This window comes from Pseudomonas sp. MM227, assembly GCF_947090715.1.
GTDB lineage: Bacteria > Pseudomonadota > Gammaproteobacteria > Pseudomonadales > Pseudomonadaceae > Aquipseudomonas > Aquipseudomonas baltica.
In genome coordinates, this window is record NZ_OX352319.1 from 2564801 (window position 1) to 2580165 (window position 15365).

Here is a 15365-nt window from a genome sequence, read left to right on the forward strand (position 1 = left end):
CGACAATCGACCTCGAATTATTCTTGGATCACGTCCGCGCCTTTGGGGATGTCGAACTTGAATTTGTTCGCGGCGATCGGCTCGTTGGCCCGGACGTTCATGAACAGGATATTGGTGCGCTGGCCCACGCTGTCGATCAGTTGCATGTCGTTGATCACACCCTTGCGGAACGACAGGCGCAACGAATCGAACAAGGTGTCGCGGGTCTTGGGCTTGAGCACGAAATCGATCACGTCGCCGGCTTCCTTGGCACTGATGTCGAAGCTCTGGCTGATCTTCGACACGTCACCGGACAACAGCAGCGCCGGGGTCTGGGTCAGGCGCTGGTCGAGGGTCTTGATGGTGACCTGCTCCAGGTCCGGGTCCCACAGCGAAACCTTCTTGCCGTCGGAGACCATCAACTGCTCCTGCGGCGCGTCAGTGTGCCAGTTGAACAGGCCAGGCCGCTGCAGGGCCATTTGCCCGGCGGTCTCCTGCAACTGGGTACCGCTGCCGTCCAGGGTCAGCTGGGAAAAGCGCGCGGTCAACGTCTGGGATTTCTCCAGCAATTGCGTCAAGCGCGCCACGTCCTTCTGGTCGGCGTGTACCGACAGGCTGGCCAGGGCCAGGGCAGAAACCAACAGCATGCGAATCAAGCGCATGGGAATCCTCGTTCTAGGGTAAGGCGCGAGCGTTGCATCAGTCGCGCATCGGGCCCGGCGCGATCACTTCGCGCGAGCCATTGGTGTTCATCGGCGTGACCACACCGGCCATTTCCATGGACTCGATCATGCGCGCCGCGCGGTTGTAGCCGATCTTGAGCTTGCGCTGTACCGCCGAGATGGACGCACGACGGCTTTCCAGCACGAAGTTCACCGCCTCGTCGTAGAGCGCGTCGCTTTCGCTGTCGTCGCCATCGCCGCCGCCACTGCTGCCCTCGAAGCCACTGCCGGCTTCCTCGACGCCGGCCAGAATGTCTTCGTTGTAGTCGGGCACACCACGCTGCTTCCACGCCTCGACCACGCGATGCACCTCTTCGTCGGAAACGAAGGCGCCGTGCACGCGAATCGGCAGGCTGGTGCCCGGCGGCATGTAGAGCATGTCACCGTGACCCAGCAGTTGTTCGGCACCGCCCTGGTCGATGATGGTACGCGAGTCGATCTTGCTCGATACCTGGAACGCCATGCGCGTGGGGATGTTGGCCTTGATCAGGCCGGTGATGACGTCCACCGAAGGTCGCTGGGTGGCGAGGATCAGGTGGATACCGGCGGCACGGGCCTTCTGCGCGATACGCGCGATGAGCTCTTCGACCTTCTTGCCGACGATCATCATCATGTCGGCGAATTCGTCCACGACCACCACGATGGTCGGCAGGGTCTTGAGCAGCGGCGCCTCGTCGTGAATGCTTTCGCGCTTGTAAAGCGGGTCGCTCAGGGGCGTCCCGGCCTCTTCGGCGTCCTTGATCTTGCGGTTGAAGCCTGCCAGGTTGCGCACGCCCATGGCCGCCATCAGCTTGTAGCGACGCTCCATCTCGGCAACGCTCCAACGCAACGCGTTAGCGGCATCCTTCATGTCGGTGACCACGGGGCAAAGCAGGTGCGGAATCCCCTCGTAGATGGACAATTCGAGCATCTTCGGGTCGATCATGATCAGCTTGGCGTCTTCCGGGCCCGACTTGAACAGGATCGACAGAATCATCGCGTTGACCCCCACCGACTTGCCGGAACCAGTGGTACCGGCAACCAGCAGGTGAGGCATCTTGGCCAGGTCGGTGATCACCGGTTTGCCGCCAATATCGTGGCCTAGCGCCATGGTCACAGGCGACTTGGCCTCGTCGTACTGGGGTGAGGACAGCACTTCGGAGAAACGCACGATCTGCCGGTCTTCGTTCGGAATCTCGATACCGACGGTGGTCTTGCCGGGAATGACTTCGACCACACGGACACTGAGCACCGCCAGCGAACGCGCCAGGTCTTTGGCCAGGTTGGAGATGCGGCTGACCTTGACGCCGGCCGCCGGCTGGATCTCGTAACGGGTAATCACCGGGCCGGGGTGAATGGAATCGACGGTTACTTCCACGCCGAATTCCTTGAGTTTCACCTCCAGTAACTGGCCTACCGCCGCCAGCGACTCTGGCGAATAGTTGACCTTCTTCTCTTCGGCGGGATCGAGAATGGAAATCGGCGGCAAGGTGCCCTGCACGGCGCTGTCGACGAACAACGCCGCCTGCTTCTCCTTCTGCACCCGCGCGCTTTGCTCAGGCGGCTTGCCGTTCGGCGCACCCTGGGTGCTTTCCTCACTCAACGGCTTGATCGGGACCGCAGGCCGCAGGGGCTGAATGGCCGCGACCGGCGCCGCCATTGCAGCCGGCGCGATGGGTGCTACCGGACGGCTCTGCAGGGTCGGTTCCACCGGCGCAGGCCGCACCGGCCTGGGCTTGGCGACATCGCGCGGCTCGCTGACCCTGGGCGCAGCGTAGGCCGGTTCGTCCACTTCCCGCAGTTGGGCAACCAGTTGCTTGCGTTCGGCACGTGCCGCCCACCAGCGGCTGGCCGAGCCCTGCATCAGCTCGAGCAGATCGAGGGTGATCTTGCCGGTCATGTCCATGACCTTGAACCAGGACAGGTCGGTGAACACGGTCAGGCCGAACAGAAACAGTGCGATGAACAACAGGGTGCTGCCCTGGATGTTCAAGGCGTTGAGCGCCAGGTTGCCCAGGCTTTGGCCCAGCGCGCCGCCGGCGGACGCCGGCAGGCTGCCGGCGGAATGGAAATGGATATGAGCCAGGGCCGCGCCGGAGAGAATCAGGAACACCAGCCCGATGAGGCGCCAGGAAAACAGCCAGCCACTCCACTGCCAGGGTTCGTGGCGCTGACGGAAGATCTGCCAGGTCTTGACCGCCAGCAGCAGGGGAAAGATATAGGCGAAATAGCCCAGCACCATGAACAGAATATCGGCGGCGAACGCACCGGCACGGCCGGCCGCGTTCTGCACCTGGTCCATGTTGCTGCTGGTGTGGCTCCAGCCGGGATCGGTCTGATCGTAGGTCAACAACGCCATCCACAGATAAAGGCACAGCGCGCCCATGGCGATCAGTGCGCCTTCCTTGAGGCGATAATGCATTTGCTGGCGCCAGACGGGCACCGATGCGGGAGCGGATGAGGCAGTGGATTTCTTCAAAACGCTTGATTTCCTGCGCCTGTCGAAGCGCGCAACTGATGGATGACAAAAATACAGCAAATGGCCACTATCGGTGGACAACAGGCCCTGCAAAGATCGCATTGTACGGCTTTGTCGGCAATTCGCGCATCTGCAATATAAGCGTCGCTTGCCGTGCGCCATTCAGCTTCGGATCAGGCGACGCACGAAATGTGATTCAGCGGTGCTTTGTGTTTGCCGACAAGGCCTTACGAGCCAATCTTGAAGAACAGTGACATGGGACTGCAATTGCCTGAAAAAGTTACATGAAAGCTCGGTCGCTCTGGCTGCCCGGCCTTGCTGCCATGCATTGGCGTGCCGTCCGGATCGTGGCAGGATGAACTCACTGCCCCCGGTACCACCCTCCCCTGCCGTAGCGAACAATCATGCTGACGTGGCTCAAACGAAACGAACTGGTCTTTCCTCCCCTGAGCAAGGCGATGCGCGAGCCCAATGGGCTGCTGGCAGCCGGTGGCGACCTCAGCCCCGAGCGGCTGGTGCAGGCCTACCGGCACGGCTGCTTCCCCTGGTTCGAGGACGGCCAGCCGATTCTCTGGTGGTCGCCGGATCCGCGTACCGTGCTGATGCCCGCCGAACTGCATGTGTCACGCAGCCTGCGCAAGGTACTGCGCCAGCAACGCTTCACGGTAACCTTCGACCAGGACTTTCCCGCTGTCATCGCCGCCTGCGCAGGGCCGCGCGATTACACCGACGGCACTTGGATAACGGGCGACATGCAACGCGCCTACCTCACCCTGCACGAGCAAGGGCACGCGCACTCGGTCGAGGTGTGGGACGGCGAGACGCTTGTAGGTGGGCTCTATGGCCTGGCCATGGGCCAACTGTTCTTCGGCGAATCCATGTTCAGCCGCACCGACAACGCCTCCAAGGTTGGCTTCGTGACCTTGGTCGAGCATCTGCAGCAGGCCGGTTTCGTGCTGATCGACTGCCAGATGCCCACCGAGCACTTGCACAGCCTGGGCGCACGAAGCATCGCCCGAGATCAGTTCGCCGATTATCTGAACCAATACCTCGACCAACCCAATAGCGCGACATGGCAGCGCTAGGCGAGTTCTCCGGCACTGGCTTACACTTGATGCAATGGTTTCATTCCGAGGGTTCATCATGACTGAGTTGGCGCGCCTGAAGTTCTATGCCACTCAACCCCATTCGTGCAGCTACCTGCCCGACGAGCAAGCCACGACCTTGTTTCTCGATCCGAGCCAGCCGATGGACGTCCACGTCTACGCCGACCTCTCGGAAATGGGTTTCCGCCGCAGCGGTGACCACCTCTACCGGCCGCACTGCCAGCGTTGCAACGCGTGCGTGCCGGCACGCATTCCCACGGCAGGCTTCACCCCCTCGCGCCAGCAGAAACGCATCGTCAAGCGCAATCACGACGTCCAGGTGACGAGTGCCACTCCCCGCTTCAGCGAAGAGTATTTCGACCTCTACCAGCGCTACATCGAGCAGCGCCACGCCGATGGCGACATGTTTCCGCCCAGCCGTGATCAGTTTTCGACGTTTCTGGTCCGAGACCTGCCCTTTTCGCGCTTCTACGAATTTCGCCTGGACGGCCGGCTGCTGGCGGTGGCCGTGACCGACCTGCTGCCCAACGGGCTGTCTGCCGTGTATACCTTCTACGAGCCGACCGAAGAGCGGCGCAGCCTGGGCCGTCTGGCGATCCTGTGGCAGATCGAGGAAGCACGGCGATTGAACCTGGATGCGGTCTATCTGGGCTACTGGATCAAGAACTGCCAGAAGATGAATTACAAGACCCAATATCGACCCATCGAGCTGCTTATCAACCAGAGATGGGTAACACTTAACTGAACCCCTTGGCTTGAGCCCCCTTTTTCGGGCACAATGCACGCCGCTTTTGCCTGGCGCAGTTGCACCGGGCCATCAACTGGATACCGAGGGTTTTACTGCATGTCGAAAGAAGACAGCTTCGAAATGGAAGGCACTGTCGTCGACACCCTGCCCAACACCATGTTTCGCGTGGAGTTGGAAAACGGGCACGTCGTAACCGCGCATATCTCCGGCAAGATGCGCAAGAACTACATTCGTATTCTGACCGGTGACAAGGTGCGTGTTGAACTGACGCCCTATGATTTGAGCAAAGGGCGCATCACCTACCGCGCTCGCTGAACCGAGACACATGAAAACGCCCGGCATTGCCGGGCGTTTTTGCTTGCGTGGGATTTGGACAGCAAAAGCTACGCGGCTTGCGCCGCTGCTGCAGGGAGATTCACACAACCCCTGTAGCAGCGGCGCAAGCCGCGTCGAGCCGTTATGCCATCTCAGCCGTGGTCTCGAAATCAAAGGTCAGCTCGCCGTCCTTGATGTCGATGTGCACGACCCCGCCATGCTCGGCCAACTCGCCGAACAGGATCTCTTCCGCCAACGGCCGCTTGATCTTGTCCTGAATCAAGCGCGCCATGGGACGCGCGCCCATCTGCACATCGTAGCCACTTGCCGCCAGCCAGCCGCGCGCGGCATCGGTGACTTCAAGCTGCACACGCTTGTCTTCCAGCTGCGCCTGCAATTCGGTGAGGAACTTGTCGACCACGCTCTTGATGACTTCGTGGCTGAGGCGACCGAACTGGATGATGGTGTCCAGGCGGTTGCGGAATTCCGGCGTGAAGCTTTTCTTGATCACTTCCATGGCGTCGGATGAGTGGTCCTGATGGGTAAACCCGATCGAGGCCCGCGCAGCGGTTTCGGCACCAGCGTTGGTGGTCATGATGAGAATCACGTTGCGGAAATCCGCCTTGCGTCCGTTGTTGTCGGTCAGGGTGCCGTGATCCATGACCTGCAGCAGCAGGTTGAAGACCTCGGGGTGAGCCTTTTCGATTTCATCGAGCAGCAGTACGCAATGCGGCTGCTTGGTGATGGCTTCGGTCAACAGACCGCCCTGGTCGAACCCGACATAACCCGGTGGCGCACCGATCAGACGCGATACGGTGTGACGCTCCATGTACTCGGACATGTCGAAACGCACCAGCTCCACGCCGAGGGCCTTGGCCAGCTGGCGCGCAGCCTCGGTCTTGCCGACACCGGTAGGGCCGGCGAAGAGGAACGAGCCCACGGGCTTGTCCGGCGCCTTCAACCCGGCGCGCGACAACTTGATGGCCGTGGCCAGCGAGTCGATGGCAGCGTCCTGGCCAAATACAGTCAACTTGAGATCACGCTCCAGGTTACGCAGCAGCTCCTTGTCGGAACTGGTTACGTGCTTCGGCGGAATCCGCGCGATCTTGGCCACGATGTCTTCGACCTGAGGCACTTCGATACGCTTGACTCGATTGGCTTCAGGCTGCAGGCGCTGGTAGGCACCTGCCTCGTCGATGACGTCGATGGCCTTGTCGGGCATGTGTCGGTCATTGATGTAGCGCGACGCCAGCTCGGCGGCCGCACGCAGGGCCTCGTCACTGTATTCGATGTTGTGGTGCTGCTCGAACCGCCCCTTGAGGCCACGCAGGATGCCGATGGTGTCTTCCACCGAAGGCTCGGACACGTCGACCTTCTGGAAACGACGTGCCAGGGCGCGGTCTTTCTCGAAGATGCCACGGAATTCCTGGAAGGTGGTCGAACCGATGCAGCGGATATCACCGGAGGAGAGCAGCGGCTTTAGCAGGTTGGACGCATCCATCACCCCGCCCGACGCAGCACCCGCACCGATGATGGTGTGGATCTCGTCAATGAACAGGATCGCCTGCGGACGCTTCTTCAGCTCGCCGAGCAATGCCTTGAAGCGCTTCTCGAAATCGCCGCGGTACTTGGTACCGGCCAGCAGCGCGCCCAGGTCGAGGGAATACACGACACTGTTCGCCAGCAGATCAGGCACCTGGCTATCGACGATGCGCTTGGCCAGGCCTTCGGCAATCGCCGTCTTGCCCACGCCTGCTTCGCCTACCAGCAACGGGTTGTTCTTGCGGCGACGAGCGAGAATCTGCGCGACGCGCTCGACTTCGCTCTCGCGACCGACCAGTGGATCAATGCGACCCTGGCGAGCCAGCTCGTTGAGGTTGCTGGCATAGGCATCCAGCGGGTTGCTCGACGAAGAGGTATCACCGCCTTCTTCGTCCTGCATTTCCTGCTCGCCTTCGGAGCTGTCACCGTGACCAGGGACCTTGGAAATACCGTGCGCGATGTAGTTGACCACATCAATGCGCGCCACGCTCTGCTGCTTGAGCAGGAACACGGCCTGGCTTTCCTGCTCGCTGAAGATCGCCACCAGCACGTTGGCCCCGGTGACTTCTCGCTTGCCCGAACTTTGTACATGGAACACGGCACGCTGCAGCACACGCTGGAAGCCCAGCGTCGGCTGGGTTTCACGATCCTCGTCATGCACGGGGATCAACGGCGTGGTGGAGTCGATGAACTCCTGCAGGTCGTGTTTGAGTTTTTCGAGATTGGCGCCGCACGCGCGCAATACGGTGGCGGCTGCCTCGTTGTCCAATAGCGCCAGAAGAAGGTGTTCCACGGTCATGAACTCATGACGCTTGGAGCGCGCTTCCTTGAAGGCAAGATTGAGCGTGACTTCGAGCTCGCGGTTTAACATAGCTTCACCTCATACCCAAGTGGTCGGCGTTAACCGTCCTTCTCGATTTCACAGAGTAGCGGATGCTGGCTTTCCCTGGCGTACTGGTTGACCTGCATGGCCTTGGTTTCGGCGATGTCTCGGGTAAACAATCCGCATACTGCCCGTCCTTCTGTATGGACGGCCAGCATGACCTTGGTCGCCAGCTCACGATTCAGATTGAAGAAAACCTCGAGGATCTCGACGACGAAATCCATCGGGGTGTAGTCGTCGTTGAACAGAACCACCTTATACATCGGTGGGGCCTGCAATGCAGGCTTGGATTCCTGGACGGCAATGCCTGCCGAATCGTCCTCGTGCGACTGCGGGCGGTCTTGATTGAAGGTTAGTCGAATCTGACTGAATGCATGCATGGAAAGAAGATTCATCGTTGAGCGAATAGAAGTGGTGGGTTGACCTTGTGACCGAATTTTGACTCGGTCGCCGCATGACCTTGACTATCGGCAAAACGGTGTTACAAACAGTAGAACCCACATTGGGGAAGAAAGGTCCGCGCAGTCAACCAAATTTTTTCAATCGGTTGTGTTGCGCACGAAGTGGATGATACTCCAGAGCTGGAGTCCTTTGCAGAGGGATATGGGTATGCGCAGTGGTAAAGTCAAGTGGTTCAACAATGCCAAGGGCTACGGCTTCATTATCGAAGACGGTCAGACCGAGGATCTTTTCGCCCATTTCTCCGCCATCGCCATGGATGGCTACAAGACGCTGAAGGCTGGCCAGGCCGTTTCCTTCGAGATCTCACAGGGACCCAAGGGGCTGCACGCCGTGGCCATCAAGACGGTAGAGGCCGAAGTCACGCAAGCAAGCGCTGCGACGACCAAAGAAGAGGCAAGGGAGTCCGCGAACGCATGATCGCGGCGCAGGAACAGTGATCGCGAGCAAGCGTTCCTCGGGCGCATGCTGTGCAACGTGAGCGCTTGCTCGCCGTCATTGCTGCGAATGTGCACCCGGACAGGCCATCCACACGGATGGCCTGTTTCGTTTCCGGCAGTTGCCGACCCGCCCAGCTTTGTGCCCCCTACACAGTATTCATCGCCGCGACCAGTGGTATACTGCCGCAGTGACCGCAGGGTCACCTTGGTCGGACCGGTCCGCCCGCGTGCACCGCCCATGCGAGTCGCGAGAGGGCCGTTGTTGCCGGTCGACCGCTTGACGCTCTACTGATGCATCCCACATCACCGCGACCAATGCTCGATTTTTCGCCTCATTGATGACAACGAGCGAAAGCGCCTATCCTGCGCATCTCGAGATTCTGTGCACGCTCAGCAAAGAAGAGAGTTAATTCGATTATGCCCACCCGCTCAAAGATCATCTACACCTTCACCGACGAAGCGCCAGCCCTGGCCACCTATTCGCTGTTGCCGATCATCGAAGCCTTCACCGCTTCTTCGGACATCGCCGTCGAGACCCGCGACATCTCCCTGGCGGCGCGCATCCTTTCAAGCTTTCCCGAGCGTCTGCAGGCCGGCAAACCCGTGCCGGACGATCTCGCCGAGCTGGGCACCCTGGCCACCACGCCTGAAGCCAACATCATCAAGCTGCCGAACATCAGCGCTTCGGTACCGCAACTGAAGGCGGCGATCAAAGAGCTGCAGGACCAAGGCTTCGACCTGCCCGACTACCCAGACAGCGCCGAGTCGGATGCCGACAAGGACACCCGCGCCCGCTACGACAAGGTCAAGGGCAGCGCCGTGAACCCGGTACTGCGTGAAGGCAACTCCGACCGCCGTGCACCACTGTCGGTCAAGAACTATGCGCGCAAGCACCCGCACAAGATGGGCGCCTGGGCCGCCGACTCGAAGTCCCACGTTGCGCACATGAGCAGCGGCGATTTCTACGGCAGCGAGAAAAGTGCCCTGATCGAAGCCGACGGCAGCGTCAAGATCGAGCTGGTCGGCAGCGACGGCAGCACCACCGTATTGAAGGAAAAGACCAAGGTCCTGGCTGGCGAGATCATCGACTGCGCCGCGCTGAGCAAAAAAGCCCTGCGCGCCTTCGTGGCCGCCGAGATCGAGGACGCCAAGAAACAGGGCGTGCTGTTCTCCGTTCACCTCAAAGCCACCATGATGAAGGTCTCCGATCCGATCATGTTCGGCCAGATCGTTGCCGAGTTCTATCAGGAGGCGCTGGACAAGCACGCCGACGTGCTGGAGCAGGTAGGTTTCAACCTGAACAACGGCATCGGTGACCTGTACTCGCGCATCAAGTCGCTGCGCGCCGAGCAGCAGGCGCAGATCGAAGCCGACGTCCAGGCCGTCTATGCCACGCGCCCCGCCCTGGCCATGGTCAACTCCGACAAGGGCATCACCAACCTGCACGTGCCCAGCGACGTCATCGTCGATGCCTCGATGCCGGCCATGATCCGCGACTCGGGCAAGATGTGGAACACCGAAGGTGTGCTGCAGGATACCAAGGCACTGATCCCGGATCGCTGCTACGCCAGCATCTACCAGGCCGCCATCGAAGACTGCAAGAAGCACGGTGCATTCGATCCGACCACCATGGGCAGCGTGCCCAACGTGGGCCTGATGGCGCAGAAAGCCGAAGAATACGGTTCCCACGACAAGACCTTCCAGATTGCCGCCGACGGCGTGGTCCGCGTCAGCGACAGCAATGGTCGCGTGCTCATGGAGCAGAAGGTGGAGACTGGTGACGTGTTCCGCATGTGCCAGACCAAGGACGCGCCGATCCAGGACTGGGTCAAGCTCGCCGTCAACCGCGCCCGTGCCAGCAGCACCCCTGCCGTGTTCTGGCTCGACCCGGCACGCGCCCACGACGCGGTGATGATCGACAAGGTGCAGAAATACCTGAAAGACCACGACACCAATGGCCTGGACATCCAGATCATGTCGCCGGTCGACGCCATGGCTTTCTCGCTCAAGCGCATTCGTGCCGGGCAAGACACCATTTCCGTGACCGGCAACGTGCTGCGCGACTACCTGACCGACCTGTTCCCGATCATGGAACTGGGCACCAGCGCCAAGATGCTTTCGATCGTGCCGCTGATGAATGGCGGCGGCCTGTTCGAAACCGGCGCTGGCGGTTCGGCGCCCAAGCACGTGCAGCAACTGGTCGAAGAAAACTTCCTGCGCTGGGATTCCCTGGGTGAGTTCCTGGCCCTGGCCGCTTCGCTGGAGCACCTGGGCAGCACCTACGACAACCCCAAGGCGCTGGTACTGGCGGCGACCCTGGACAAGGCCACCGGCCAATTCCTCGACAACAACAAGTCGCCATCGCGCAAGGTCGGCAACATTGACAACCGCGGCAGCCACTTCTACCTGGCACTGTACTGGGCCCAGGCCCTGGCCGAGCAGAAAGAGGACGCTGCCTTGCAGGCACAGTTCGCGCCGCTGGCCAAGACCCTGGCCGAGAACGAGGCGAAGATCGTCGCCGAGCTCAACGCCGTGCAAGGCAAGCCAGTGGACATCGGCGGCTACTACCATGCCGATGCCGAACTGACCCGCAAGGCCATGCGCCCCAGCGAAACCCTGAACGCCGCGATCGCTTCGCTGGTGTAAGGTTTGAACCGGTAACACCCCCAGCCCTGGCCCTGTGCCGGGGCTGACTTTTTCAGCGCAGGCGATCTCCCGTAGGAGCGCTCATCGGCCCCGAAAGGAGCAACGCGAATTGTCTGATGCACCGCGGTGCCCAGTTCGCGGCCACGGACCGCTCCTACGGAAGATCGCATGCACCCGCAGGAGCAGTCATCGGCTGCGAAAAGGGCAACGCGAATCGACCGATGCACTGCGGCGCCTGGTTCGCGGCCACGGACCGCTCCTACGAGGGGTCCATCAATGGGAGATTCCATCATGACCTGGCAACCGCATATCACTGTCGCCACTATCATCGAGGACAGCGGGCGTTTTCTGTTCGTCGAGGAAATGAAAGGCGGACGTTTGGTGCTCAACCAGCCTGCCGGCCATCTCGAGCCTGACGAAAACCTCATGCAAGCCGCCCTGCGCGAGACCCTCGAAGAAACTGCCTGGGACGTCGAGCTGACCGGCGTGGTCGGCATCTACCTGTACACGGCGCCCAGCAACGGCGTGACCTACCAGCGCATCTGCTTCAGTGCACGCCCCCTGCACCTCAACCCCGAGCTCGAACTGGATCTGGACATCAGCGGCACCACCTGGCTGACCCGCGACGAGCTGGCCGCACAGGGCCATCGACTGCGCAGCGAGCTGGTCATGCAATGCCTGGACGACTACCTGAACGGACCGCTGCACAGCCTGGAGCTGATTCGCACCTGAGCGTTTTCCGACGCACCCTGTTAGAATCGCGTCCTTTTCAGAGGCCCCATCGAATCCCTATGCGTGAGCCAGCTCCCCGCCACTGCGCAAAACAGCGCGTCATCGTCGGCATGTCCGGCGGCGTCGACTCGTCCGTGTCCGCCCTTCTGCTGATGGAGCAGGGCTACCACGTGGAAGGCCTGTTCATGAAGAACTGGGAGGAAGACGACGGAACTGACTACTGCACGGCGCGCGAGGACCTGGCGGATGCCCAGGCCGTTTGCGACAAGCTGGGCATCAAGCTGCACACCGCCAACTTCGCGGCTGAATACTGGGACAACGTCTTCGAGCACTTCCTCGAGGAGTACAAGGCCGGCCGTACGCCAAACCCGGACATCCTGTGCAACCGCGAGATCAAGTTCAAGGCGTTCCTGGACTACGCACTGATGCTGGGCGCCGACCTGATTGCCACCGGCCACTACGTGCGTCGCCGCGACAGCGACGGGCAGACGCAACTGCTCAAGGGCCTGGACCCGAACAAGGACCAGAGCTACTTCCTGCACGCCGTCGGCGGTGAGCAGATCGCCCGCACGCTGTTTCCCGTGGGCGAACTGGAAAAGCCCGAAGTGCGCGCCATCGCGGAAATGCACGGCCTGGCGACCGCTAAGAAAAAGGATTCCACCGGCATCTGCTTCATCGGCGAACGCCGCTTCAGCGACTTTCTCAAGCAGTACCTGCCAGCGCAGCCAGGCGAGATCAAGACCACCAGCGGCGAGGTCATCGGCCGTCACCACGGCTTGATGTACCACACCATCGGCCAGCGCCAGGGGCTGGGTATCGGCGGCCTCAAGGACGCCGGTGACGACCCGTGGTACGTGCTGGCCAAGGACCTGGTCGCCAACGAATTGATCGTGGGCCAGGGCAACGAGCACCCGCTGCTGTTTTCCGGCGCCCTGCTCGCTTCGGAAATCTACTGGGTGAACCCGGTGGACCTGGCCGAGCCGCGCCGCCTGACAGCCAAGGTCCGCTATCGTCAAAGCGACCAGGCATGCACCCTGGAACGCACTGCCGAGGGCTATCGCGCGGTATTCGACGAGCCGCAACGGGCTGTCACCCCAGGTCAGTCGGTGGTGTTCTACGACGGCGAAATCTGCCTGGGTGGCGGCGTCATCGAAGTCGCCGAGCCCTGGAGCCAGCCATGAACAACTTGCAGGAACAATTGGTAGCCCTGGGCGCGGTGTTCCAGGCGGCGGTGCTGGTCGACCGTATCGCCAAGACCGGTTCCGCCGCCGAGGCTGACGTCGCCTGCCTGCTGGGCAGCCTGCTGGTGGTCGATCCGCAGAACACGCTTGAAGTGTTCGGCGGCGACGACAGCCATCTGCGCGAAGGTTATGGCGCGCTGTCCAGCGCGCTGGAGCGAGACCCCGGCAGCCTGCAGCGCGAGCCGCTGCGCTACGCGCTGTCGATGCTGGGCCTGGAGCGGCAGTTGGCCAAGCGCGGCGAGATGCTGGAGATCATCGGCAAACGCATTCCGCAGATCCAGAACCAGGTCGAGCACTTCGGCCAGGGTCATGAAAACGTTATCGCCGCCACTGGTGCGCTGTACCAGGACACCCTGAGCACGCTGCGCCAACGCATCCAGGTGCATGGCGATACGCGCCACCTGCAGCAGCCCAACAACGCCTCCAAGATTCGTGCCCTGCTGCTGGCCGGCATCCGTGCCGCACGCCTGTGGCGACAATTGGGCGGGCATCGCTGGCAGCTGGTGATCAGCCGCCGCAAGTTGTTGCGAGAGCTGTACCCCCTGATGCGCGGATGAACGACCGGAGGGTTGGCCCGGGCCGCCCAACCGGCTTTTTTCATGTATAATTCGCGCCCTTTTCAAAGCCCGACTGTCCGAGAATACCCATGCAGCTTTCTTCGCTCACTGCGGTTTCCCCTGTAGACGGCCGCTACGCCGGCAAAACCCAGGCCCTTCGCACCATTTTCAGCGAGTACGGCCTGATTCGCTTCCGCGCCCTGGTAGAGGTGCGCTGGTTGCAGCGCCTGGCCGCGCACCCGCAAATCGCCGAAGTACCGGCTTTCTCGGCAGAGGCCAATGCCGTACTGGATGTGCTTGCCAGTGATTTCGCCCTGGAGCACGCCGAACGCGTCAAGGAAATCGAGCGCACCACCAACCACGACGTCAAGGCCATCGAGTACCTGCTCAAGGAGCAGGCGGCCAAGCTGCCGGAACTGGCCAAGGTCAGCGAGTTCATCCATTTCGCCTGTACCAGCGAGGACATCAACAACCTGTCCCACGCGCTGATGCTGCGCGAAGGCCGCGACGATGTGATGCTGCCGCTGATGCGCCAGATCGCCGGGTCGATCCGCGAGCTGGCCCATCGCTTCGCCGACGTGCCGATGCTGTCGCGCACCCATGGCCAGCCGGCTTCGCCGACGACCCTGGGCAAGGAGCTGGCGAACGTGGTGTACCGCCTGGAGCGGCAGATCGCGCAGGTGGCAGCCGTGCCCCTGCTGGGCAAGATCAACGGCGCGGTAGGCAACTACAACGCGCACCTGTCGGCCTACCCGCAGATCGACTGGGAAGCCAATGCCCGCGCCTTCATCGAAGACGAACTGGGCCTGGGCTTCAATCCCTACACCACGCAGATCGAGCCGCATGACTACATTGCCGAGCTGTTCGACGCGATCGCCCGCTTCAACACCATCCTCATCGATTTCGATCGTGATATCTGGGGCTACATCTCCCTGGGCTATTTCAAGCAGCGCACCATCGCTGGCGAAATCGGTTCCTCGACGATGCCGCACAAGGTCAATCCGATCGACTTCGAGAACTCCGAAGGCAACCTGGGTATCGCCAACGCGCTGTTCCAGCACCTGGCCAGCAAGCTGCCGATCTCGCGCTGGCAGCGCGATTTGACCGACTCCACCGTGCTGCGCAACCTCGGTGTCGGTTTCGCCCACAGCGTGATCGCCTACGAAGCAAGTCTCAAGGGAATCAGCAAGTTAGAGATCAATACTCAGAAAATAGCTGAAGATCTGGACGCTTGCTGGGAAGTGCTGGCCGAGCCCATCCAGACGGTCATGCGCCGTTACGACATCGAGAACCCGTACGAGAAGCTCAAGGAGTTGACCCGCGGCAAGGGCATCGGCCCACAAGCTCTGCAGACCTTCATCGACGGGCTGGACATGCCTGAAGAAGCCAAGGCCGAACTCAAGCAACTGACCCCGGCGAATTACATAGGCAATGCAGCAGCGCAGGCCAAGCGCGTCTGACATTCGCTACCGACGCTTTGACGCCCGGCCTCGCCGGGCGTTTTTATTCCAGTTATAAAAGCAATACTATTCAGCAG

Annotated in this window: 13 protein-coding genes; 9 read left to right on the forward strand and 4 right to left on the reverse strand. The window is 61.4% G+C overall.

Annotated elements, in window-relative coordinates; genetic code table 11:
• Window positions 1-17: 17 nt before the first annotated feature.
• Both lolA and ONG87_RS11500 read right to left on the reverse strand, forming a co-directional pair.
• A complete protein-coding gene (lolA, locus tag ONG87_RS11495) occupies window positions 18-641 on the reverse strand; it encodes an outer membrane lipoprotein chaperone LolA (protein WP_122477774.1) in 624 nt (207 codons plus the stop codon).
• A gap of 37 nt (window positions 642-678) precedes the next feature.
• Window positions 679-3159: a DNA translocase FtsK gene (locus ONG87_RS11500; RefSeq protein ID WP_244647974.1), complete on the reverse strand. Its 2481-nt coding sequence runs from the start codon at window positions 3157-3159 to the stop codon at window positions 679-681.
• Between the two features lie 404 nt (window positions 3160-3563).
• Here ONG87_RS11500 and aat point away from each other — a divergent pair, with 404 nt between their 5' ends.
• From aat to infA, 3 genes are all read left to right on the forward strand, one after another.
• A complete protein-coding gene (gene aat / locus ONG87_RS11505) occupies window positions 3564-4244 on the forward strand; it encodes a leucyl/phenylalanyl-tRNA--protein transferase (RefSeq protein ID WP_264381281.1) in 681 nt (226 codons plus the stop codon).
• A 58-nt stretch (window positions 4245-4302) separates the two neighbouring features.
• Window positions 4303-5010, forward strand: coding sequence for an arginyltransferase (locus ONG87_RS11510; protein WP_192055315.1), 708 nt, complete (start codon window positions 4303-4305; stop codon window positions 5008-5010).
• Window positions 5011-5109: 99 nt separating this feature from the next.
• Complete coding sequence (gene infA / locus ONG87_RS11515; RefSeq protein WP_002553999.1) at window positions 5110-5328, forward strand: translation initiation factor IF-1; 219 nt, start codon at window positions 5110-5112, stop codon at window positions 5326-5328.
• Between the two features lie 142 nt (window positions 5329-5470).
• On the opposite strand, the gene clpA is transcribed toward infA, so the two are convergent.
• Window positions 5471-7741: an ATP-dependent Clp protease ATP-binding subunit ClpA gene (clpA, locus tag ONG87_RS11520; protein WP_122477768.1), complete on the reverse strand. Its 2271-nt coding sequence runs from the start codon at window positions 7739-7741 to the stop codon at window positions 5471-5473.
• 29 nt (window positions 7742-7770) lie between these two features.
• Complete coding sequence (clpS, locus tag ONG87_RS11525) at window positions 7771-8133, reverse strand: ATP-dependent Clp protease adapter ClpS (RefSeq protein ID WP_043190060.1); 363 nt, start codon at window positions 8131-8133, stop codon at window positions 7771-7773.
• A gap of 223 nt (window positions 8134-8356) precedes the next feature.
• Between clpS and cspD the strand changes: the two genes are divergently transcribed.
• The 6 genes from cspD to purB all read left to right on the forward strand — a co-directional run bounded on the left by cspD (window position 8357) and on the right by purB (window position 15288).
• Entirely contained in the window at window positions 8357-8632 is a 276-nt protein-coding gene (cspD, locus tag ONG87_RS21120) for a cold shock domain-containing protein CspD (protein ID WP_301335535.1), read from the forward strand.
• A 437-nt stretch (window positions 8633-9069) separates the two neighbouring features.
• Window positions 9070-11298: an NADP-dependent isocitrate dehydrogenase gene (locus tag ONG87_RS11535; RefSeq protein ID WP_264381282.1), complete on the forward strand. Its 2229-nt coding sequence runs from the start codon at window positions 9070-9072 to the stop codon at window positions 11296-11298.
• 291 nt (window positions 11299-11589) lie between these two features.
• Complete coding sequence (locus ONG87_RS11540) at window positions 11590-12030, forward strand: NUDIX hydrolase (protein WP_122477764.1); 441 nt, start codon at window positions 11590-11592, stop codon at window positions 12028-12030.
• Window positions 12031-12089: 59 nt separating this feature from the next.
• Window positions 12090-13211: a tRNA 2-thiouridine(34) synthase MnmA gene (mnmA, locus tag ONG87_RS11545; protein ID WP_185793206.1), complete on the forward strand. Its 1122-nt coding sequence runs from the start codon at window positions 12090-12092 to the stop codon at window positions 13209-13211.
• Window positions 13208-13828, forward strand: a complete 621-nt coding sequence (gene hflD / locus ONG87_RS11550) for a high frequency lysogenization protein HflD (protein WP_122477760.1) — start codon at window positions 13208-13210, stop codon at window positions 13826-13828. The genes mnmA and hflD overlap by 4 nt, the downstream gene beginning before the upstream one ends.
• 89 nt (window positions 13829-13917) lie before the next feature.
• Window positions 13918-15288 (forward strand): adenylosuccinate lyase, encoded by a 1371-nt coding sequence (gene purB / locus ONG87_RS11555; protein WP_122477758.1) that lies wholly within the window; start codon window positions 13918-13920, stop codon window positions 15286-15288.
• The last annotated feature ends 77 nt before the right edge of the window (window positions 15289-15365 follow it).